This window comes from Candidatus Sphingomonas colombiensis (assembly GCA_029202845.1).
Taxonomy (GTDB): domain Bacteria; phylum Pseudomonadota; class Alphaproteobacteria; order Sphingomonadales; family Sphingomonadaceae; genus Sphingomonas; species Sphingomonas colombiensis.
Window position 1 is genome coordinate 3,178,298 of the sequence record CP119315.1, and the last position, 21,650, is coordinate 3,199,947.

At 66.7% G+C, this 21,650-nt stretch carries 14 protein-coding genes and 5 pseudogenes; 9 read left to right on the forward strand and 10 right to left on the reverse strand.

What is annotated here, in order from left to right; translation table 11 throughout:
* Positions 1 to 3 precede the first annotated feature (3 nt).
* The 7 genes and pseudogenes from P0Y64_15345 (at position 4) to trxA (ending at position 11,237) form a co-directional block, all read left to right on the forward strand.
* The gene (locus P0Y64_15345; GenBank protein ID WEK42731.1) at positions 4 to 2,346 is read left to right on the forward strand and encodes a PAS-domain containing protein; all 2,343 of its coding nucleotides are present in this window, start codon (positions 4 to 6) and stop codon (positions 2,344 to 2,346) included.
* Positions 2,343 to 2,789: a tRNA (adenosine(37)-N6)-threonylcarbamoyltransferase complex ATPase subunit type 1 TsaE gene (tsaE, locus tag P0Y64_15350; protein WEK42732.1), complete on the forward strand. Its 447-nt coding sequence runs from the start codon at positions 2,343 to 2,345 to the stop codon at positions 2,787 to 2,789. Before P0Y64_15345 ends, tsaE begins: the two co-directional genes overlap by 4 nt.
* Positions 2,774 to 3,760, forward strand: a complete 987-nt coding sequence (locus P0Y64_15355; GenBank protein WEK42733.1) for a phosphotransferase — start codon at positions 2,774 to 2,776, stop codon at positions 3,758 to 3,760. The genes tsaE and P0Y64_15355 overlap by 16 nt, the downstream gene beginning before the upstream one ends.
* Complete coding sequence (locus P0Y64_15360) at positions 3,757 to 4,512, forward strand: nucleotidyltransferase family protein (GenBank protein ID WEK42734.1); 756 nt, start codon at positions 3,757 to 3,759, stop codon at positions 4,510 to 4,512. Before P0Y64_15355 ends, P0Y64_15360 begins: the two co-directional genes overlap by 4 nt.
* Positions 4,505 to 7,417, forward strand: a complete 2,913-nt coding sequence (locus tag P0Y64_15365; GenBank protein ID WEK42735.1) for a PD-(D/E)XK nuclease family protein — start codon at positions 4,505 to 4,507, stop codon at positions 7,415 to 7,417. Before P0Y64_15360 ends, P0Y64_15365 begins: the two co-directional genes overlap by 8 nt.
* A pseudogene (gene addA, locus P0Y64_15370) lies at positions 7,401 to 10,852 on the forward strand (double-strand break repair helicase AddA). The gene P0Y64_15365 and the pseudogene addA overlap by 17 nt, the downstream one beginning before the upstream one ends.
* 61 nt (positions 10,853 to 10,913) lie before the next feature.
* Positions 10,914 to 11,237 carry a thioredoxin gene (trxA, locus tag P0Y64_15375; protein ID WEK42736.1) on the forward strand — a complete coding sequence of 108 codons (324 nt, stop codon included), beginning with the start codon at positions 10,914 to 10,916 and terminating at the stop codon, positions 11,235 to 11,237.
* Positions 11,238 to 11,240: 3 nt separating this feature from the next.
* On the opposite strand, the gene P0Y64_15380 is transcribed toward trxA, so the two are convergent.
* Both P0Y64_15380 and argJ read right to left on the reverse strand, forming a co-directional pair.
* Entirely contained in the window at positions 11,241 to 11,852 is a 612-nt protein-coding gene (locus P0Y64_15380) for a glutathione S-transferase (protein ID WEK42737.1), read from the reverse strand.
* Position 11,853: 1 nt separating this feature from the next.
* Positions 11,854 to 13,080 (reverse strand): bifunctional glutamate N-acetyltransferase/amino-acid acetyltransferase ArgJ, encoded by a 1,227-nt coding sequence (argJ, locus tag P0Y64_15385; protein ID WEK42738.1) that lies wholly within the window; start codon positions 13,078 to 13,080, stop codon positions 11,854 to 11,856.
* A gap of 157 nt (positions 13,081 to 13,237) precedes the next feature.
* Between argJ and P0Y64_15390 the strand changes: the two genes are divergently transcribed.
* On the forward strand, positions 13,238 to 13,534 hold the full coding sequence (locus P0Y64_15390) for a hypothetical protein (protein ID WEK42739.1): 297 nt from the start codon (positions 13,238 to 13,240) through the stop codon (positions 13,532 to 13,534).
* Between the two features lie 112 nt (positions 13,535 to 13,646).
* Positions 13,647 to 16,388: pseudogene (secA, locus tag P0Y64_15395) on the forward strand (preprotein translocase subunit SecA).
* Between the two features lie 273 nt (positions 16,389 to 16,661).
* On the opposite strand, the gene P0Y64_15400 reads toward secA, so the two are convergent.
* From P0Y64_15400 to P0Y64_15435, 8 genes and pseudogenes are all read right to left on the reverse strand, one after another.
* Positions 16,662 to 17,075, reverse strand: coding sequence for a hypothetical protein (locus P0Y64_15400; protein ID WEK42740.1), 414 nt, complete (start codon positions 17,073 to 17,075; stop codon positions 16,662 to 16,664).
* A gap of 123 nt (positions 17,076 to 17,198) precedes the next feature.
* Positions 17,199 to 17,736, reverse strand: a pseudogene (locus tag P0Y64_15405) (CHAP domain-containing protein).
* 176 nt (positions 17,737 to 17,912) lie between these two features.
* Positions 17,913 to 18,756: pseudogene (locus P0Y64_15410) on the reverse strand (MoxR family ATPase).
* A 68-nt stretch (positions 18,757 to 18,824) separates the two neighbouring features.
* Positions 18,825 to 19,629 (reverse strand): annotated as a pseudogene (locus tag P0Y64_15415) (RNA methyltransferase).
* Entirely contained in the window at positions 19,629 to 19,898 is a 270-nt protein-coding gene (locus tag P0Y64_15420) for an HPr family phosphocarrier protein (protein WEK42741.1), read from the reverse strand. Before P0Y64_15420 ends, P0Y64_15415 begins: the two are co-directional and overlap by 1 nt.
* Positions 19,895 to 20,302: a PTS sugar transporter subunit IIA gene (locus tag P0Y64_15425; GenBank protein ID WEK45075.1), complete on the reverse strand. Its 408-nt coding sequence runs from the start codon at positions 20,300 to 20,302 to the stop codon at positions 19,895 to 19,897. The genes P0Y64_15420 and P0Y64_15425 overlap by 4 nt, the downstream gene beginning before the upstream one ends.
* A gap of 17 nt (positions 20,303 to 20,319) precedes the next feature.
* Positions 20,320 to 21,198 carry an RNase adapter RapZ gene (rapZ, locus tag P0Y64_15430; protein ID WEK45076.1) on the reverse strand — a complete coding sequence of 293 codons (879 nt, stop codon included), beginning with the start codon at positions 21,196 to 21,198 and terminating at the stop codon, positions 20,320 to 20,322.
* Between the two features lie 32 nt (positions 21,199 to 21,230).
* The gene (locus P0Y64_15435) at positions 21,231 to 21,650 is read right to left on the reverse strand and encodes an HPr kinase/phosphatase C-terminal domain-containing protein (GenBank protein ID WEK42742.1); all 420 of its coding nucleotides are present in this window, start codon (positions 21,648 to 21,650) and stop codon (positions 21,231 to 21,233) included.

The following is a 21,650-nucleotide window of genomic DNA, read 5'->3' on the forward strand; positions in this document are numbered from 1 at the left end:
GGCATGATCGAAATCTCGACTGCCGCCGCGTTGACCGGCGGGGTGATCGTTGCGCTGTTGCTGATCGCGGGCGCGTGGCTGCTGTTCGCCGGGCTGCGTGCGGAGGCGCGGGCGCGCGGGGCACTCGCCGCGAACGCGCGGTTCGAGGCATTGTTCGGGGCGGCGCCGGCATCGCCGATCCTCGCTTATGCCGATGGCCGGATCGAGCTGAACCGCAGGGTAGCGGGTTGGCTGGGTGTCGACGGACTGCCGGAACGGATCGACGAACTGGCGAGCGTGCTGCCGGCCGAAACCATCGTCGGGCTTAAGCACGATATCGTTGCCGCGCAGCGATCCGGCCGCGGTTTCGCGCGGCCGATGACGCTTGCCGGCTCTTCGCGCACCTTGCTGTGGCGCGGCGAGCGCGCGCCGCTCGAAATGGGATCGGGCGCGGTCGTCATCTGGGTGTTCGACGCCACCGACAGCCAGCGCGAGATCAAGGCGCTGAGCGAACAGAAGGTCGATCTGCTCAACGCATTCGAGGCGCTGACCGGCCTTATCGAAACCGCGCCGCTGCCGATGTGGTATCGCGGGCCGGATCTCAAGCTGGCGATGGCCAACACGGCCTATGTCGCGGCGGTAGAGGCGGTCGATGCGGCCGATGTAGTGGCGCGCGGCGTGGAACTGGTCGAGGGCTCCGGGCAGGGCGGCCCACTGGGCGGCGCGGTCGCGGCACGCGAGCAGGGCCGGCCGCAGGAGCGCGTGCTGCCCGCCACGATCGCTGGCGAGCGGCGCTCCCTGCGGCTGCACGATATCCCGCTGCCGGCCGGCGGCGTCGCCGGCTATGCGATCGATATCGAGGATTTGGAGCAGGCCCATGCGCGCGAGCGTCGCTTCGCCGACGCGCAACGCGGGATGCTCGATCGGCTTTCGGCCGGCGTGGCGCAATTCGGCCCGGATCGCGCGCTCACTTTCTGCAACCAGCCATTCCGCCGCATGTTCGCGATGCGCAGCGAGTGGCTTTCCGACCGGCCGGAATTCGATCGCGTGCTCGAACGGATGCGCGAGGCGAACCGCGTGCCGGAGGTACGCGATTTCCCCGGCTGGAAGGCCGAACGCCGTGACTGGTTCATCCAGACCGATAACGCGGTGGAGGAAACCTGGCTGCTGCCCGATGGCGCGCATATCCGCGTGCTCGCGCAGCCGCTGCCGGATGGCGCGCTGCTCGTGATCTTCGAGGATCGCACCGAACAGGTGCAGCTTGCCTCCGCGCGGGACACTTTGCTGCGAGTGCGCACCGCCACTTTCGACAATCTGTTCGAGGCGCTTGGCGTGTTCGCCACGAACGGCAAGCTGCAATTGTGGAACAACCGCTTCCGCGCGCTCTGGGGCCTGGAGGAGGAATTCCTCAGCGGGCATCCGCGAGTCGACGCGGTGGCCGAAAAGGTCGCGTCCAAGCTCGCCAGCCCCGGCCAGGCGAAGTTCATCAACGAACTGGTGCGCGCCGCGACGATCGAGCGGCAGACGCGCAGCGGAAGGGTCGAACTGGCGGATGGGCGCCAGTTCGAGTTTGCCGCCGTGCCGCTGCCCGACGGCAATGCGCTGTTCACGATGCTCGACATCACCGACAGTCGCCGCATCGAACAGGCGCTGCGCGAACGCACTCAGGCACTGGAAGACGCAGACCGGATCAAGACCGCCTTTGTTGCGAGCATGAGCTACGAATTGCGCACGCCGCTCACGTCGATCAGCGGCTTCGCCGAGATGTTGCACGGTGGCTATGCCGGCAAGATGACCAAACAGGCCGATGCCTATGTCGAGGCGATCCTCGAATCCGTCGAACGACTGGGGGTGATGATCGATGACGTCCTCGATCTGACCCAGGTGGTGAGCGAGGGCGAAGGGCTGGATCGCGAGGATATCGATCTCGCCGTAATCGCGCGCGCCGCCGCCGATCGCGTCGCCGCGCAGGCCAAGCGCGACAAGATCGATTATGTCATCGAAATCAGCCACTCGATCGGCCGGATCACGGGCGACGCGCGCCGCATCCGAGAGGTGATCGAACATCTGCTGCGCCACGCGATTACCGCCGCCGGAGAAGGTGGACGCGTGCTGCTCCATGCCGACGGGAACGCCGCACGCGCCCGGATCGTGGTGTCGGACGGCGGGGCGGGGATGGATGCGGAAACCGCGGCACATGCCTTCGATCGGTTCGCGCGGCCGGGGATCGCCACTGGCGGAGAACGCGCGCTCGATCTCGGGTTGCCGCTCGCCAAGCAATTCGTCGAGGCGCATCGCGGGACGGTGGCGCTGATCAGCGAGCCCGGCGAGGGCACGCTGGTGACGGTGGAACTGCCGCGCCGATGATCCGTCTCAACGATCCGGCAGCGACCGAGGCGATCGGCGCGTCGCTCGCCGCGGTGCTTGCGCCCGGCGACGTGGTGACACTCGATGGGCCGCTTGGCGCGGGCAAGACCAGCATCGCGCGCGGGCTGCTCGCGGCGCTTGGGCTGGCGGGAGAGGCGCCTTCGCCGAGCTTCGCGATCGTCCAGCCCTATGCGCCGCCCGAAGTGCGGTTGCCGGTGCTCCACGTCGATCTTTATCGCATCGATGACCCGAGCGAGATGGACGAACTCGGGCTGAACGAGGCGCGATACGATTCCGCGCTGCTGGTGGAATGGCCGGAGCACGCAGGGCCGAACGCCTGGCCCGATGCGCTGCGGATCAGGCTGGAGATCCTGCCGGACGGCGCACGCGGCTTGACTTGGCAAGCGCCCCCGGCTTGGGAAAGGCGATGGCGACCGACATGATTCCTCCCGCCGGCGCCGGCGCCTTCCTCGCGGCCCACGGCTGGGCCGGGGCCAAGATCGCGCCGCTGGCGGGTGATGCTTCCTTCAGGCGATATTTCCGGGTGACGGAAGGCGCGCGACGCGGCGTGCTGATGGATGCGCCGCCGCCGCATGAAGATCCACGTCCGTTCATCGCCATCGCGCGCTGGCTCATCGAACGCGGTTTCGCCGCGCCCGCGATCCACGCGGCGGACGAGGCCGCCGGCCTGGTGCTGATCGAGGATTTTGGCGACGATCGGATGCGCGAGGCGATCGAAAGCGATCCCGATGCGACCATGCGGCTCTATGCGGCGGCGATCGACCTGCTGGTCGAGCTGCGCGGGCATGACGCGATGGCCGGGCTGCGTCCGTACGATTTCGCCGAATTGCAGCGCGAGGCTGCGCTGCTGGTGGAATGGTATTGCCCCGCGATCGGGCTCGACGTGGATGTCGCCGGCTATCAGGCCGCGTGGAACGCGGTGCTGGCGCGTGCGATCCCCGAACACCCGGTGACGGTGTTGCGTGACTATCATGTCGAAAATCTGATGCTGATCCCGGCCGGGCTGGGGCTGCTCGATTTTCAGGACGCGCTTGCCGGCCATGCCGCTTACGATCTCGTGTCGCTGTTGCAGGATGCGCGGCGTGACGTGGATCCCGCGATCGAAGAGGCGATGCTCGCGCGCTATCGCGCGGAAACCGGCGAGGGCGAGGCGTTCCTCGATGCTTATCATGTGCTCGGCGCGCAGCGGAACGCGAAGATCGTCGGCATCTTCACGCGGCTGTGGAAGCGCGACGGCAAGCCGCGCTATCCGGGGCTGTGCCCGCGCGTCTGGGCCTATCTGGAGCGCGACCTGACCTATCCCGCGCTTGCGCCGGTCGCGGCATGGTTCGATGCGAATATCCCGCCGGAATTGCGCGGCGACCCGATGATCCTGGCAGAGCGAGTGCGATGAGCCGACCCAAAGCGATCCGCCCCGATCCCGGCGGCAAAGTGCCCAAAACCGCGATGGTGATGGCGGCGGGCCTTGGCAAAAGGATGCGTCCGCTCACCGCGACGCGGCCCAAGCCACTGGTCGAGGTGGCGGGCAAGGCTTTGCTCGATCATGTGTTCGATCGGCTGAAGGCGGCCGGCGTCGAGCGCGCCGTGGTCAACGTCCATTATCTCGCCGACGCGCTCGAAGCGCATTTGCGCAATCGCATCTCCGGGATCGAGATCGTCATTTCCGATGAACGCGGCCGGCTGATGGAAACGGGCGGCGGGCTGGTGCAGGCGCGCGACCTGCTCGGCGACGAACCGTTCCTCTACGTCAACAGCGACAATCTGTGGATCGACGGGCCGAGCGACGCGATCAGGCTGCTCGCCGCGCGCTGGGACGATGCGGCGATGGACGCGCTGCTGCTGATGGTGCCCTATGCCCGCGCGCACAATCACAGCGGGCAGGGCGATTTCCGCCTCGCGCCTGATGGGCGGATCACCGGCCGGCGCGGGCGCGGCCGGGTGGCGCCGTTCGTGTGGACCGGGGTGCAGATCATGCACCCGAGGCTGATCGCGGACTGGCCGGAGGGGCCGTTCTCCACCAATTTGTTCTGGGACCGCGCGATCGCGGCCGGTCGCGCATTCGGTACGGTGCATCAGGGCCTATGGTTCGATGTCGGCACGCCCGGCGCGATCAGGCGGACCGAGGATCTGCTCGCCGATGGCTGAGGGGCGGACGCCCCAACTCCACACGATCCCGGCGCACCGGGCCTTTGCCGACGCACTCGTCGCGGGATTGATGCGGCGATATGGCACGGAGCCGCTCGGCCTAGCGCGCGGGTTGGTGCTGGTGCCCAACAATCGCGCGAAGATCGCGATCACCGATGCGTTCGTGCGTGCGTCCGGCGGAGGGCTGGTGCTGCCGCGGCTGGTGGCGATCGGGGCCGACGATCTGGGTGAGGCGATCGGCGCCGCGCTCGATCCGGCGGACGACAGCGCGCCGGTGCCGCCGGCGATCGCACCGCTCGCGCGGCGCATGGTCCTGTCGCGGCTGGTGCAGGAGGAACGCCCCGATCTCGACGCGGCGGAGGCCGTGCGGCTGGCGGGTGAACTCGCACGGACGCTCGATCAGTTGATCGTCGAAGAGGTCGCGCCGTCACGGCTCGCGGAGTTGGATCTCGGGCCGGAACTGTCGGAACATTGGCAACGGGCGCTGGCCTCTTTCCGCATCGTGCTGGACCGCTGGCCGGAGGAACTGGCGCGGCTGGGGCGGATCGATCTGGCTGATCGCCGCGCGCGGCTGCTGACGCGGCTGGCGGACAGGTGGGGGGATGCGCCGCCTTCCGGCTTCGTCTGCGCCGCGGGCATTACGGACTCCGCGCCCGCCGTCGCGCGATTGCTGCGCAGCATCGCGATGCTGCCCAACGGCATGGTCGTGCTGGCCGCGATCGATACCGCGATGCCGATCGAGGAATGGGATGCGCTCGGCCCGCACGCGAAGGACGATCGCCGCCGCGCGATCGAGGTGCACCCGCAATTCCATCAGAAGCTGCTCCTCGAACGCATTGGCGTGGCGCGCGGCGAGGTGATGACCTGGCGCGACGGCAGCGATCATGATGCCTCGGCGGCGCGCGGCCGGGCGATCGCCAACGCGCTGGCGCCGGCCGATTTCACCGGAAAATGGACTGAGCTGGCTGCGGCGGATCGCCGGCTGGCCGGGGTGCGCGCCGCCGAATTCGCGACGCCCGCCGGAGAGGCACAGGCGATCGCGCTGGCGCTGCGCGAGGTGCTGGAAACGGAAGCGCGGACGGCGGCGCTCGTCACCCCGGATCGGGCGCTCGCGCGGCGCGTTGCCGCGCATTGCCAACGCTGGAAGATCGATATCGACGATACGGCCGGGCGCCCGCTTTCGATCTTGCCGCCGGGCACGTTGCTGAGCGCGATCGCGGAAGCCGCCGCGCAGGATTTCGCGCCACTGCCGTTGCTTACTCTGCTCAAACATCCGCTGGTCCGCGCGGGCGAGGGGCGCGCGGCGTGGCTGGATGGGGTGCGCCGGCTTGATCGCGCGCTGCGCGGGCCGCGTCCGGCACCGGGGCTCGCGGGCATCGACGCGAGACTGGCCGAGGATCGCTGGTGGAGCGAGGCGCGCGAATTGCTCGCCCCCATCGCGGCTGAACTTGGCGCGATGGATCGCCCGCTCACCGCCCGCATCGCCGCGTTGCGCGAGGCGGCGAGCGCGCTGGCGGGTGACGAGGCATGGCGAGGCCCCGCCGGGCGCGTCGCCGCCGATCTGCTCGCGGAACTGGAGGTGGAGGCGGTCGCCGGGCCGCGCGCGGTGTCGCTGGAGGATCTGCCGCCGATGCTGCGGCTGTTGATGGATGAGGCCGCCGCCCCGCCCGCGCCCGGCGGGCATCCGCGCCTCGCCATCTATGGCCTTATCGAGGCACGGTTGCAGACCGCCGATGTGATGATCCTCGGCGGACTGAACGAGGGCGTATGGCCGGGCACGCCCGCGCCCGATCCGTGGCTGGCGCCACGCATCCGCGTCGCGCTGGGGCTGCCCGGGCTTGAGCGCCGCATCGGGGTCGCCGCGCATGATTTCGGGCATGGGCTCGGCGCGCCCGAGGTGCTGCTGACCCGCGCCCGGCGCGACGGCCGTTCCCCCACGCTCGCCTCGCGCTTCTGGCTTCGGCTGGAGGCGATGGCGGGGAAGGATTTCGTCCGCGCGCATGATCTGGAAAGCTGGGCGGAGGCGCTCGATCGCCCCGCCGAGCACCTTCCCGCGCCACGCCCGGCGCCGTCGCCGCCAACCGAGCAGCGCCCGCGCGAGATTTCCGTGACGCAGGTCGATCGACTGAAGGCCGATCCGTTCGCCTTTTATGCGCAGCGCATCCTGCGGCTCAGCGCGCTCGATCCGGTCGATGCCGATCCCACCGCCGCATGGCGCGGCACGGCGGTTCACGACGTGCTGGAGAAATGGGCGCGCGAGGATGATTGCGCGATCGACAAGCTGCGCCCGCGCGCGCTGGCGATGCTCGACGATCCGGCAGCTCATCCGTTGCTCCGTGCATTGTGGCAACCGCGCCTGATCGCCGCGATCGACTGGATCGCGGCGAAACTGGCGGCCCAGCGCGCCGCTGGTCGGGAGGTGCTGCGCGTCGAGGAAAAGGGCGCGGCGGAACTGGCCGGGGTCAAGCTCTCCGGCAAGTTCGACCGGATCGATCGCGCCGCGGATGGCGGGCTGGTGATCGTCGATTACAAGACCGGCAAGGCGCCATCTCCATCGGCTGTCCGCGCGGGTTTCTCGATGCAGCTCGGCCTGCTTGGCGCGATCGCGGAGGCGGGCGGCTTCGATGGGATCACCGGCTCGGCCGGGGGATTCGAATATTGGTCGCTGGCGAAATATCGCGACGAGTTCGGGCAGATCACTTCGCCGGTCGATCCCGCCGGCAAGAACAAGCGGATCGTCACCAGCGAGTTCGTCGGGCTGGCGCGCAACGTGTTCGCCGACGCTGCCGGCAAATGGCTCACGGGTGACGAGCCGTTCGTTGCCAAGCTCCACCCGGAATATGCCCCTTATGCCGACTACGATCAGTTGATGCGGCGCGACGAATGGTATGGCCGTGACCGCTGACGCGCTTGCCCCGCTGCCGCCGCTGCGTGGCGAACAACGCACCGCGAGCCGGCCGGACAGCCATGTGTGGCTTTCCGCCTCCGCCGGCACCGGCAAGACGCAGGTGCTTGCGGCGCGCGTCTTCCGGCTGTTGCTGCGCGGGGTGGAGCCGGGGGCGATCCTGTGCCTCACCTTCACCAAGGCAGGGGCCGCGGAGATGGCCGCGCGGATCAGCCAGCGGCTCGCCGCATGGGTGCGTGTGCCGGAAACCGCATTGGGGCAAGATCTGATCGCATTGGGCGAGGAGCCGACGCCGCAACGAATCGCGCTCGCCCGTACGCTGTTCGCCAAGGTGCTCGACGCGCCGGGCGGCGGGCTGCGCATTCAGACGATCCACGGCTTTTGCCAGGGGCTGCTCGCCGCATTCCCGGCTGAGGCGGGGCTCGTCCCCGGTTTCCGCCCGATCGAGCCGCGCGAGGAGGCGCTGCTGATGCGGCAGGCGCTGGGCGACTTGCTGGTCGATGCCGAACGCGAGGGGCGGAGCGGGCCGGTTGCGACGATCGGCGCGCTGTCGGTGCGGCTGGGCGAGGAAAAGGCCGAAGCGTTCCTGCGCGATTGCGCGCGCGCCAGCCGCGCGCTGGAGGCATTGCCGAGCGGCATCAGCCCCTATGTGCGGCGCGCGCTCGGCCTGCCCGATGGCGATGTCGAGGCGATGATCCGCGCGGCGTGTGGCGACGATGCGTTCGATCGGCGGGGGCTGGAGACGATTGCCGCGCTGAATCGTGAATGGGGCACCAAGAACGGCGTCGCGCGGGCGGAGGCGATCGCGATCTGGCTCGCGGCGAACGATGAACAGCGCGCCGCGACGCTCGATACGCTTCACACGATTTGGGCCAAGGCGGATGGCGATCCGCGCTCGTTCGGCAAGGGGCAGGCGCCGCAGGACGAGGCTTACGCCGATCTCGCGATGCGATTGTTCGAGACGTGCGGCGAGTTGCTCTCGCTGCGTGTTCGCGCCGCGTTCGCAGATCTCCTCGCGGACGCGTTGACCGTCGGGCGCGATTATGCGCGCGGCTATGCCGCCGCGAAGCGGCGCGTGGGAGCAGTCGATTTCGACGATCTTATCGCGGCGACGGTTGATCTGCTCGATCAGCCGGGGATCGGCGACTGGGTGCGCTTCAAGCTCGATCAGGTCACCGAACACGTCCTGATCGACGAAGCACAGGATACCAATGCGAACCAGTGGCGGATCGTCCGCGCGCTGGTCGATGAATATTTCGTCGGACGCGGCGTTCATGCGCCGTCGACGCGCACGCTGTTCACGGTCGGCGATCACAAACAGGCGATCTTCGGCTTTCAGGGCACCGATCCGATCAACTTTGCCGCCGCCGAACATTATTTCGCGATGCGCGCGAAAGACGTCGTCGGCGACGAGTTGATGCCCGACGACGAGCGCGGGCTGCCGTTCGAGAAGCTGTCGCTGGTCGCTTCGTTCCGCTCGACGCGGCCCGTGCTGGAATTCGTCGACGCGGCGATCGACCTGCTCGGGCATGAGGCGCTGGGCATGACGGAAACCGTGCCGACGCACGCCAGCGAGGTGCCCGGACCCGGTGTGGTCGAGCTGTGGCCGCCGGTTTGCGCGGGGGCAGGCGAGGACGACGACGGCGAGGAACAATGGGTCGATGACGCGGTGCGCGAGAATGCCGCGCGCATCGCCAGGCAGGTCAGGGCATGGCTCGACGCCGGGCTGATGCTGGAGAGCAAGGGCCGTCCGCTTCGGCCCGAGGACGTGATGATCCTCGTCAAGCGGCGTGGCGAACTGGCGCAATTGCTCGTTGCGCGGCTGTATGCCGAAGGCGTGCCGGTCGCTGGTGTCGACCGGCTGCGGCTCAACGCTCCGCTCGCGGTGCAGGATCTGCTCGCCGCGATCCGCTTCGTGCTGCAACCCGACGACGATCTGAGCCTCGCCAGCCTGCTCGTCTCGCCGCTGATCGGGTGGACGCAGGAGGAACTGCTCGCCCGCGCCGTGCCCCGGACTGGAAGCCTGTGGCGTCATCTGTCGGCGCATCATCGCGGCCTGCTCGCGTCGCTCGATACGATGCTCGCGCGGGCGGATTTCACGACGCCCTATCAGTTTCTGGAGGAAATTCTTTCCGGCCAGCTCAGCGGTCGCCACAAGTTGCTCGAACGGCTGGGTGAGGAAGCGCGCGATCCGATCGAGGAGCTGCTTTCCGCCGCGCTCGATTTCGAGACGAGCGCTACGCCATCGCTCCAGCGGTTCCTCGACTGGTTCGATCGCGGCGAGGTGGAGATCGTGCGCGACGCCGCCCAGCCGCGGGATGCAGTGCGCGTGCTGACCGCGCACGGGGCGAAGGGGCTTCAGGCGCCGCTGGTGATCCTTGCCGATGCCACCGCCGATCCGGATGCGGCGATGCGTGGCGGTTTGATGTGGCGCCCCGGCGACGCGATCGAGCCGCTCCCGGTGTTTCGCCCGCGCAAGGATGAACGCGCCGGGGAGATTGACGAACTGGTCGCCGCCACCGAATTGCGCGAGCGGCAGGAGCATTGGCGCCTGTTCTATGTCGCCGCGACGCGCGCGGAGGAGCGGCTGGTGATCGCAGGCTCGCTCAGCGCGAAATGGGACGGACAGCCGCCGCCGGAAAGCTGGTATGGCGTTGCGGCGGCCACCTTCGACGCTTTGGGCGTGGCGGGGGAGGGCACGCGTAGTTTTGCCGGCGTCGCGCCACCCACCAGCGCCCGACCGCGCGGCGTGGCGCGCGCGGAGCAGGCGCAGGCCGCCGCCGTGCCGGACTGGGCACGGCGCCTTGCACCGCAGGAGGCCCGCCCGCCACGCCCGCTCGCGCCGTCGTCGCTGGGTGAAGATGCGGTCGCGAATCCGCCGCCGACTCCGGCGATGCGCGCGGCGGCTGAGCGCGGGCGGCTGATCCACGCGTTGTTCGAGCGGCTTGCCGGCGGTGGCGCCCGCCGACCGCGCGCGCGCCGCCGATCGCTGGCTCGCGCGACGTCGGAGCAGGTGACGCGATGCGGCGGAGCGCAATGAGGCGATCGCCGATGCCGCGGCGTTGCGGGTGATCGACGATCCGCAGCTTACGCCGCGCTGTTCGGCCCTGACGCCGCTCGGCGGAGGCCCCGATCAGCGCCGTGCTCAGCGATGGCATCGTCGTGGCTGGCACGGTCGATCGGCTGCTCGTTACCGACGCTCTGGTGCGGATCATCGATTTCAAGACCGGGCGGCAGGTACCGCGCGATATCAGTGAGGTGCCGCCTTATCATCTGCGGCAGATGGCGGCCTATGTCGCCGCGCTAAGCGTGATCTTCCCCGGTCGCGCGATCGAAGCGGCGCTGCTCTATACCAGCGGACCGGCGCTGCTGCCGCTTCCGGGCGAGCTGATGGCCCGACACAAGCCCAGCTATCCGGGCGCGGAGCAAAGTTAGCCGCACCCCCGTTGAGCGCGGGCGCGTCGCGCCCTACGTTAGCATCAAAGGAGATTCATTCATGGCTACCAAGCAGATCACCGATGCGAGCTTCCACACGGACGTCATCCAGTCCGACAAGCCGGTGCTGGTCGATTTCTGGGCGGAATGGTGCGGCCCGTGCAAGATGATCGGCCCGAGCCTGGAGGAAATCTCCGAGGAACTGGGCGAACAGGTGACGATCGCCAAGCTCAACATCGATGAGAACCCCGATGCGCCGGGCCGCTATGGCGTGCGCGGCATTCCCACGATGATCCTGTTCAAGGGCGGCAATCCGGCAGCGACCAAGGTCGGCGCCGAGCCCAAGGGCCGGATCAAGGCGTGGCTCGAAGGCGAGCTCGTCTAAGGATCAGGAAAGCGGGATCATGACGTGGCTCGCGTAGCCACGTCGATCCTGCAAGCGGCGATACCAGTCCGCGATATGCGGCAGCTCGGGCCGCTCGATCGGCAGCGCGAACCAGGTGTGGATATAGACACCCATCGGTATGTCGCCGATGCCGAATTGCTCACCCGACAGCCAAGGGGTGCGGCTCAGCGCGTCATCGATGACCGTGAGCATCTTCGCACAAGCCGCCACCGAACGCGCGATCGCTTCGGCGTCGCGGTCCTCGGGCGCCTTGCGGACGAGGTTCAGGAACGCATCGCGCTGCGCCTCGCCGTAGAGAAACTGCCAGTCCATCCAGCGATCCGCCAGCGCGCGTTCCTGCAACGATCCGTGCCAAAACCCGCCATTCGCGTGAACGTCGGCGAGATAGCGCAGGATCGCATTCGATTCCCACAGTACGAAATCGCCGTCCTCGATCGTCGGGATCAGGCGGTTGGGATTCTTGGCGAGATAGGCGGCGTCCATGCCGAACGCACCGCCGACGTCGATGCGCTCGTAAGGAAGCGCAAGCTCCTCCGCGAGCCACACCACCTTCTTCACATTGTGCGAGTTGAGCCGGCCCCAAATTTTCAGCATCTCAGCTCCGATAATCAGCGTTGATCGAGATATAACCGTGGGTCAGGTCGCAGGTCCAAACCGTCGCGCGGCCATTGCCGAGGCCGATATCGACGCCAACCTCGACTTCCAGGCCCTTGAGATGCGCGGCGACCGGCGCCTCGTCATACCCTTCGACCGCAAGGCCATCGCGCGCCACCTGCGTAGCACCGAAGCGGATCGCCAGCCGGTCGCGCTCGGCAGGTTCGCCCGCCTTGCCGACCGCCATGACGATGCGGCCCCAATTCGCGTCCTCGCCGGCGATCGCGGTCTTCACCAGCGGTGAGTTGGCGATCGACATCGCGATCTGGTGCGCGCTGCGGTCGCTCTCCGCGCCTTCCACGGTGATTTCGATCAGCTTTTGCGCGCCCTCGCCGTCACGCACCACGAGCATCGCGAGCTGGCGGCACAGATCGGAAAGCGCGGCGCGGAAGGCGTCCGCACCGGCGCTCTCGTCACCGGATAGCGGCGCATTGCCTGCCTTGCCGGTGGCGAAGGCAAGCACAGTGTCGCTGGTCGAGGTGTCGCCGTCGACGGTGATGCACGAGAAGGTGCGCCCGTTCGCCGCAGACAGCGCGGACTGGAGGAACGCCGGCTCGACGGCGGCGTCGGTGAAAATGAACCCGAGCATCGTCGCCATGTCGGGGGCGATCATCCCGGAGCCCTTGATGACGCCGACCAGCGTGACCGTGCGACCATCGACGATAGCGGTGGTCATCGCGCCCTTGGCATAGGTGTCCGTGGTGCCGATCGCCTCTGCGGCGGCGAGCCAGTCGGCCGGTTGGGCGGTGAAGGCCGCGTCCAGCCCGGCTTCCGCCTTGTCGATCGGCAGCGGCACGCCGATCACGCCGGTCGAGGCAACGAACACGTCCGACGGCTGGCACCCCAGATGCCCCGCCGCGCGGGCCGCGATCGCCTCAACGGCCGCACGGCCGCGATTGCCCGTGAAGGCATTGGAATTGCCGGCGTTGACCACCAGCGCACGGGCGTTGCCGAGCACCAGCGCCTTGCGGCACCACTCCACCTCCGGCGAGGGACATTTCGATTGCGTCAGCACGCCGGCCACCGCTGTTCCCTCATCCAGCGTTACGAAAGTGAGATCGCAGCGATCCCATTGCTTGTAGCGCGCCCGCGCCACACGCGGCGTGGCGCCCGCGACGGCGGGAAGATCGGGAAAGGGCAAGGCGAGCGGCGAAACAGCGGTGGACATGCGAGCGCCATAGCCATGTGTCCGACGCGACAAAAGGGGCGACGGCGAACGAGCGACGAAGATGAGCGCGAGCGGACGAATACCGAAATATGCCCGATTGCCGCGTACAACAACCGCGTACAGCCGTGTACAACAGCAGTGTACAAACGCGTACAAAATGGTTGGAGTTTCCTACGGCGATCCCTATGTCTTCGCGCGCATGAACCTGCTTCTGCTCCTTTCCGCCCTGCTGACGGCGCTGACCGGCGTCAGTGGTCGCGCGGCCGGGCCGCAGCAGGTGCAGGCCGTGGCACAGGAACAGGCGGTGCGTCAGGCGCCAACTGCCGTTGCCACCCAGCCGGTCGCGCGGCCGATCGCCGCGCTGCCGGGGCTCATTGCTGTCGCTTATGGCGACGCGATCATCGCCCCGCTCTTTTCCGCCATCCCCGCATGGGTGGATCGCCGGCGCGAATAAGGCGCCCAATGCGTCGCCGTCTCGCGCGACGCATTCCTTCATCGACGATCTCATTTGCGTGCCGCGCTTCATCGCGTCGCCGCGTCAATCCAATATCAATAGGAAGTCCGCCATGTTCGCCGGCCTCGCCAAATCGCTTTTCGGTTCCTCCAACGATCGGTACGTCCGCTCGCTGAATCCCGTTCTCGCCAAGATCGCCTCGTTTGAGCCGGGGTTGCAGGCGATGGATGATGCGACGCTCGCCAATCAGACCGTGCTGTTCCGCGAACGGCTCGCCAACGGCGAAGCGCTCGATCAGCTGCTTCCCGAAGCCTTCGCCACGGTGCGCGAGGCGGCGCGGCGTGTGCTCGGGCAGCGCCATTATGACGTGCAGATGGTCGGCGGCATCGTGCTCCACCGCGGCGAGATCGCCGAGATGCGCACCGGCGAGGGCAAGACGCTGGTGGCGACCCTCGCCACCTATCTCAACGCGCTGCCGGGCACGGGCGTCCACGTCGTCACCGTCAACGACTATCTCGCCAGCCGCGACGCGGACTGGATGGGCCGCGTGTATCGCTTCCTCGGCCTGACGGTCGGCGTGATCGTTCCGAACCTCACCGACGAGCAGCGTCGCGAGGCCTATGGCGCCGACATCACCTACGGCACGAACAACGAATTCGGCTTCGACTATCTGCGCGACAACATGAAGTACGAGCGCAACCAGATGGTGCAGCGCGCCTTCTCCTTCGCGATCGTCGACGAGGTGGATTCGATCCTGATCGACGAGGCGCGAACCCCGCTGATCATCTCCGGCCCGACCGACGACAAGTCCGAACTGTACATCAGCGTCGACGCGATCGTGAAGCAATTGGTCCCCGACGATTACGACATGGACGAGAAGCAGCGCAGCATCGTGCTGACCGAGGACGGCACCGAGAAGGCCGAGCGTCTGCTCGAGCCGGCCGGGCTGCTGAAAGGCAGCAACCTCTACGATTTCGAGAATACGCAGGTGGTCCACCACCTGAACCAGTCGCCTGCGCGCCGATGTGATGTTCAAGGCCGACACCGATTACATCGTCAAGGACGGCAAGGTCATCATCATCGACGAGTTCACCGGCCGCATGATGGACGGCCGCCGCTGGTCGGACGGCCTGCACCAGGCGGTCGAGGCCAAGGAGGGCGTGACGATCGAGCCCGAGAACCAGACGATGGCCTCGATCACCTTCCAGAACTACTTCCGCATGTATCCCAAGCTGTCCGGCATGACCGGCACCGCGGCGACCGAAGCGGCGGAATTCTACGACATCTACAAGATGAACGTCGTCACCATCCCGACCAACCTGCAGGTGCAGCGCGATCGACGAGGAAGACGAATTCTACAAGGATACGCACGACAAGTTCCGTGCGATCGCGCGCCGGATCCGCGAACACGCCGAAACCGGCCAGCCGGTGCTGGTCGGCACCGTCTCGATCGAGAAATCCGAGATGTTGAGCGAGTTCCTCAATCAGGAAGGCGTCGATCACTCGGTGCTCAACGCGCGCCATCACGAGCGGGAAGCACATATCGTGGCGCAGGCCGGTCGGCTTGGCGCCGTGACGATCGCTACGAACATGGCTGGCCGCGGCACCGACATCCAGCTCGGCGGCAACCTCGAATTTCGTACCGACGATGAACTGGCGGGCATGCCCGAAGGACCGGAGCGCGACGCGGCGATCGAGGCGATCAAGGCCGAGATCGCGGTGGAGAAGCAGAAAGTGCTCGAAGCCGGCGGCCTGTTCGTGCTCGGCACCGAGCGCCACGAAAGCCGCCGTATCGACAATCAGCTGCGCGGCCGTTCCGGGCGTCAGGGCGATCCGGGGCTGAGCCGTTTCTACCTCAGCCTCGATGACGACCTGCTGCGCATCTTCGGCCCGGACACGCTGTTCGCGAAGATGATGCGCAACAATATCGAGGACGGCGAGGCGATCGGCTCCAAGTGGCTGACCAAGGCGATCGAGACCGCGCAGAAGAAGGTCGAGGCGCGCAACTACGATATCCGCAAGCAGGTCGTCGAATATGACGACGTGATGAACGATCAGCGCAAGGTGATCTACGAGCAGCGCAGCGACATCATGGATGCCGAGACGGTCGGCGACGTGGTGGCGGATATGCGCGCCGAAACGGTCAATGCCGATCGTCGGCGAGGCCTGCCCGCCGCATTCCTATCCGGAGCAGTGGAATGTCGCCGGGATGAAGGAGCGCGTGGTCGAACTGCTCAATCCTCGAGCCGCCGATCGATAGCTGGCTGACCGAGGAATCGGATCGATCCCGAGGTGGTGACGGAGCGGTTCAGGCCGCCGCCGATGCCGCCGTCGAGGCGAAGGCCGCCGATCTGGAGCCGGAAACCTGGACGCCAGGTCGAAAAGTCGATCCTGCTCCAGAACCTCGATCATCACTGGAAGGAGCATCTGGCGACGCTCGACGCGCTGCGGCAGGTCGTCCATCCTGCGCGCTTATGCGCAGAAGACGCCGATCAACGAATATAAGCAGGAGGCGTTCGCGCTATTCCAGCGGATGCTCGAAAACATCCGTGAGGATGTGACGAAGACGATCGCCTATGCGCAATTCCGCATGCAGGCGCCGCCCGAGCTGCCGGAACTGCCCGATTTCATCACCACCCATTTCGATCCGTTCTCGGGCGAGGATAATTCGGCTGACATCGATGCCGGTTCGCTCGGGCTCATCACCAGCCAGCTTCCGCCGCTGCAAATCCCGCAGCCGAACGCGGCGGAAATCGGTGAAGATCCGGAAAGCTGGAAGGGCGTGGTGAGCCGTAATGCGCCGTGCCCATGTGGCTCCGGGCGCAAATACAAACATTGCCACGGCACAGTGTGAGGTGAGAGGCGGGCCCGACGCGGCTCGCCTCAACCCCGAACAATAAAAAGGGGCGGCGGATCGTGGTGATCCGCCGCCCCTTTTCTATTCGTATCGCCTGAGAAAGATCAGGGCTTGGGCAACACCACCGTCGGCCCGATCCGGTCCGCCACTTCACGTGCGTTGAAAGCGCGAACCTCATCCCGTGCGGGCGTGCCCTTGCGCATCACGAGTTCTGCTGAGGCCTCGTAGCGATCGACCGTGCGGATATCGATATTGTCGCCCCAGAACGGATCACCGAACCACGGATCCCACGCGCGCCAGCCGAAACCGCGCCCGTAATAGCGCCACGACGGGCCCCATCCTGCACCCATGCCGAAGCGGGGGGCCGGGCGTGGAATAGGTCTGTGCCTGGCGATCGGTCGTGCGATCGACCATAACGAAATAGTCATAGCCGTTCTGCAGCGTCAGTTCGGCCGCGCGATAGAGCAGATACCGCTCGACCGTGTCGCGATCGGTGACGGTGTTGCCGGCGAAGGTCACCAGCCAGCGGTTCGATTCGATCTGTCGATCGCTATAACCCGTCCGGTAGAAGCCCTTGCCCGTTGCCGGGCGATAAGTGGTCTCGGTCGCGCAGCCGCTGACGAGCAGGGCGCCCGACGCGATTGCGGCCAAAAGCACACCGCGACCTCTGAGATGCTTGATCATCTTCTATCTCCGTTGCCGTCACGTCGACGGTTTCCCTGTACTATGAAGGGGAACGACGAAACGTGCGATGAACACGCTCGGTTTCATCGCGCAATTCCGGCCCGGAGGCGAAACATTTCTTGCCTATCGCGGCGCGCGACCCGCATCGGGGACATAAGCGTCGATCAGCGCGCCGACATAATCGGGATTGCGCGAGGTGAGTTCGGGGGAGGGGCGCCCCGGCGCATAAATGAAGCCGTTGACGCTATAGATGGTGCCGCCGAGCCCCTGCGAATCGCGATACCAGACCTTCACCTCGCTCCAGTCGTTGTCGGGCGATACGTCGTAAAGGGTCACGTCCTGTTCGGCATGCCCCCGCACTCCATCGACGCGCGACCAATTGGCGTGAGTGAGCATCAGCACGCGGCGCTCCACCACGCGGCTGACCACCGCGACATGGCCCAGTGGCAGGCGCGATTGCTTCGCGAAAGCGATGACGGCGCCCACTTCTCGGCTGATGCCCGCGCGGATACCGCCCGTCCGCCTGGTTCCACCACGTCCACGCATCGCCGAAGATCTGGATGCCCGAAGCTTCACGCGCGAACGGCACGCATTGCCCGACATAATCGAGCCACCCCGCCGCGGCCGGCGCGGCGCCGCCACGCCGGCGCCATGACTGCAAGGCCGATGAGGCCAAGGGAAAATCGTTTGAACACCACGCCGCACTCTCACGCACTGCACTGATGCGGAATGGTTACTTCACTTTAGTTACACACAATCCGGCCTTAGCCGACGCCGCGAGTCATCGCATGGCAAGACTCCGCCCTTCCGTCCGCTTAACCCCTCACGGGGCGGTTCGCCTTGACGCTTCGCCATGAACGCCAGCCGCTCGAACAGCATCACGTCCTGCTCGTTCTTGAGCAGCGCGCCGTGCAGCGGCGGGATCGCCTTGGTCGGATCGCGATTCTGCAGCACGTCGAGCGGCATATCCTCGTGGAGCAGCAGCTTGAGCCAGTCGAGCAATTCGCTCGTCGACGGCTTCTTCTTCAGCCCCGGCACCTCGCGGACTTCGTAGAAGATATCCATCGCCTTGCGAGACCAGCATCTTCTGGATGCCGGGGAAATGGACGTCGACGATCGCCTGCATCGTCTCGCGATCGGGGAATTTGATATAGTGGAAGAAACAGCGGCGCAGGAACGCGTCGGGCAATTCCTTCTCGTTGTTCGAGGTGATGACGACGATCGGGCGCTCGGCCGCGCGGATCGTCTCCTTCGTCTCGTAAACGTGGAATTCCATCCGATCGAGTTCCTGAAGCAGATCGTTCGGGAATTCGATATCGGCCTTGTCGATCTCGTCGATCAGCAGGACGGGGAGTTGCGGCGAGGTGAACGCCTCCCACAATTTGCCCTTGCGGATATAGTTGGAAATATCGTGGACGCGCTCGTCGCCGAGCTGGCCGTCGCGCAGCCGGGCGACCGCATCATATTCGTACAGGCCCTGCTGCGCCTTGGTGGTGGATTTGACGTTCCACTCGATCAGCGGCGCGCCGGTCGCCTTGGCGATCTCATAGGCGAGAACGGTCTTGCCGGTGCCGGGCTCGCCCTTCACCAGCAATGGGCGACGGAGAGTGACCGCGGCGTTGACCGCGACCTTCAGATCGTCGGTCGCGACGTAGCTCTGGGTGCCCTCGAAGCGCTTCATGCCCTCATCCCGTTCAATTCAAAAACTCGGTATGGCGATAGCGGTAACAAACTGTCCCGCGCAAGCCGCTATCCATTCTGACTGGCGAGTACCTGATAGGCCATCACCGCCGTCGCCACCGCCGCATTGAGGCTGTCCGCCTTGCCGAGCATCGGCATTTTGACCAGCAGATCGCACGCCGCTTCATAATCCTCAGGCAACCCCTGCGCCTCGTTCCCGGTGAGCAGGAAGGTCGGGCGCCGGATAGGCTGGCGCACGATAATCATGCTCGGTCTGGAGGCTGAGCCCGACGAGCGTGCCGGGGCCGCCACGGAGCCAGGCGATAAAGTCGCCCCAGTCGCAGCGCACGACCGGCACGGTGAACAGCGCCCCCATGCTCGCGCGCACCGCTTCGACCGAAAATGGATCGACGCAATCGCCGATCAGGATCAGGCCGCCGGCGCCTACCGCGTCGCCGGTGCGCAGGATCGTGCCGAGATTGCCGGGATCGCGCAGCCGCTCGGCCACCAGCCAGATGCCGGCGCTGGCCCGATCGAGCGAGTCGAGTGTGATGGCGAACTCATCGAACACGCCGACAACGGCTTGCGGATTATCCTTGCCGGAAAGCTTGGAGAGGATGTCCGGCGTCGTCTCGATCGCCTCGCCGCCGGCATCCTCGACCGCCTCGATCAACCGCCCGACCGAGCGGATGCCCTGCGCTCGCCGCGGCGAAGAAGAGACAGACGCGGGCACGCGCCCGGTTTCATGGGCTTCGGTGAGGATGCGCAGCCCTTCGGCGAGGAACTGGCGCGAATCGCGGCGATGGCGTTTGTCGCGCAGATCGCGGACATGCTTCACCAGCGGATTCGAATAAGCGGTAATCTGGCGCGGCATCAATCCTCGCCGAACTTCGCCTCGACCAGGTCGCACATCACGGTCACGACCTGTTCGGCGGATTCCCCGGCCGCGCTGATGACGATGGTGTCGCCCATTGCCGCCCCCAGCATCATCAGCCCCATGATCGAGGTGCCCGTAACGCTCGACGCGCCTTTGGCGACATTCACCTGGATCGGTTGCGCGGAAGCGAGCGTGACGAACTTGGCGCTGGCGCGCGCATGCAGGCCGCGCCGGTTGGTAATCAGCACCTCACGCGACACCGTCACGCGGCGGCCTCGCCCAAGACCTCGGACGCGACGGAGATATATTTGCGCCCGGCCTCGCGCGCGGCGGCGACCGCCGCGACGACGGTCATCGCCTTGCGCGCGGATTCGAGCCGGATCAGCATCGGCAGGTTGATGCCCGCGATCACCTCCACCCGGCCGCGTTCCATCAGCGAGATGGCGAGGTTGGAAGGGGTGCCGCCAAAGAGATCGGTCAGCACGATCACGCCGCGTCCAGCGTCCACGGCGGCAATCGCCGACCGGATATCGGCGCGGCGAGCCTCCATGTCGTCATCGGGGCCGATCGCGACGGTCTGGACCTGCTTCTGGGGCCCGACAACATGCTCCATCGCGGTGACAAATTCGTCGGCGAGGCGCCCGTGCGTTACCAGTACCAGGCCGATCAATTGCTTACTCAGGTCGTTCATTGCCCTATCGGGTGTCCCTCAAGCGCATCCTGCGGCGCCGCCGCGAGATCGCGATGCGTGACCGTGGGCGAAAATCCAGCATTAAGCAACCGTTGCGCCACGCGCTCGGCAACATGCACCGAACGATGCCGTCCGCCGGTGCAGCCAAATGCGATGGTGATATAGGATTTGCCTTCCGCAATGTAACGGGGAACGAGCAACAGCAGCAGATCCTCGATCTTGCGCATTGCGTCGGCATAAGCGGGGTCGTCGGCGATATAGGCCGACACATCCGCATCGCGCCCGGTGCCGGGGCGCAGCACCGCATCCCAGTGCGGATTGCGCAGGAAACGCATGTCGAAAACGAGATCGGCATCCTTGGGCAATCCGCGCGCAAAGCCGAACGAGGTGATCGAGACGATCGTCTCGCTCAATCCCGACCGCGAAAAAGCTGCGCGAATCTGCTGGGCAAGCGCATTGGCGTTGAATTTACCGGTATCGATCAGCCGGTTGGCCCAGTGACGGAGCGGCGCAAGCAGTTCGCGTTCGCGCTCGATGCCGTCGCGCGCCGGCCGATCCAGCGCCAGCGGGTGGCGACGGCGCGTTTCATCGTAACGGCGTGCCAGTTCGTCCGAATCGCAATCGAGGAACAACGTGCCGATCTCGAACCGGCCCTTGGCTCGCAGGCGATCGACCTGCGCCACCACCTGCGCCGCATCGAAATCGCGTGTCCGCGCGCCGATGCCGAGCGCCAGCGGCCGGTGCAGACCTTCCGTTCCCTCAGGAGGCAGCGCATTGAGCAGGCGATCGAGCAGCGAAAGCGGCAGGTTGTCGACAACCTCCCACCCAAGATCCTCCAGCGTCTTGAGCACGGTCGATTTTCCCGCGCCGGACATGCCGGTGACGAGCAATATTTCAGGGGGCGGGGTCACGACGATATCCGACGCATCACGAGTTCGATCTTGATCGGGGCCGATGCCTCGAACGGATTGACGGCGATAGCGGGAATGGCGCGTTCGGCAAGGGTGCATGTGGCGGGTTCAGGCATCCGTTCGACCCGAGCATCCAGCCGCACCGCCAATATCACCGGGATCGCCGCGACATGCGGCAGTTCGACGATGCCTATGCCGCGCACCTCCATTCGCCCCGCGATGCTGGGCGGGGGGCTCGCGAACAGCGCGTCGGCGCTCGCGACCAGATCGGTATAGTCATCCGATACCAACGTGGCCCCGCGATCGATCAGCCGCAGCGCCAGATCCGATTTGCCGGCCCCCGACGGGCCGATCAGCAAAACCGCGCATCCGTCGATGGCGACCGTGGTAGCGTGGACCGTTTCGCGATCCGGCAT

What these genes read in the sequence shown, in the direction of transcription:
- P0Y64_15380 (WEK42737.1), bottom strand. Translation starts at nt 11,852, where the DNA reads ATGCTGAAAATTTGGGGCCGGCTCAACTCGCACAATGTGAAGAAGGTG.
- P0Y64_15390 (WEK42739.1), top strand. Translation starts at nt 13,238, where the DNA reads ATGGTTGGAGTTTCCTACGGCGATCCCTATGTCTTCGCGCGCATGAAC.
- argJ (WEK42738.1), bottom strand. Translation starts at nt 13,080, where the DNA reads ATGTCCACCGCTGTTTCGCCGCTCGCCTTGCCCTTTCCCGATCTTCCC.
- trxA (WEK42736.1), top strand. Translation starts at nt 10,914, where the DNA reads ATGGCTACCAAGCAGATCACCGATGCGAGCTTCCACACGGACGTCATC.
- P0Y64_15365 (WEK42735.1), top strand. Translation starts at nt 4,505, where the DNA reads ATGGCTGAGGGGCGGACGCCCCAACTCCACACGATCCCGGCGCACCGG.
- P0Y64_15355 (WEK42733.1), top strand. Translation starts at nt 2,774, where the DNA reads ATGGCGACCGACATGATTCCTCCCGCCGGCGCCGGCGCCTTCCTCGCG.
- P0Y64_15360 (WEK42734.1), top strand. Translation starts at nt 3,757, where the DNA reads ATGAGCCGACCCAAAGCGATCCGCCCCGATCCCGGCGGCAAAGTGCCC.
- P0Y64_15345 (WEK42731.1), top strand. Translation starts at nt 4, where the DNA reads ATGATCGAAATCTCGACTGCCGCCGCGTTGACCGGCGGGGTGATCGTT.
- tsaE (WEK42732.1), top strand. Translation starts at nt 2,343, where the DNA reads ATGATCCGTCTCAACGATCCGGCAGCGACCGAGGCGATCGGCGCGTCG.
- rapZ (WEK45076.1), bottom strand. Translation starts at nt 21,198, where the DNA reads ATGTCCGGCGCGGGAAAATCGACCGTGCTCAAGACGCTGGAGGATCTT.
- P0Y64_15400 (WEK42740.1), bottom strand. Translation starts at nt 17,075, where the DNA reads ATGATCAAGCATCTCAGAGGTCGCGGTGTGCTTTTGGCCGCAATCGCG.
- P0Y64_15435 (WEK42742.1), bottom strand. Translation starts at nt 21,650, where the DNA reads ATGCCGGATCGCGAAACGGTCCACGCTACCACGGTCGCCATCGACGGA.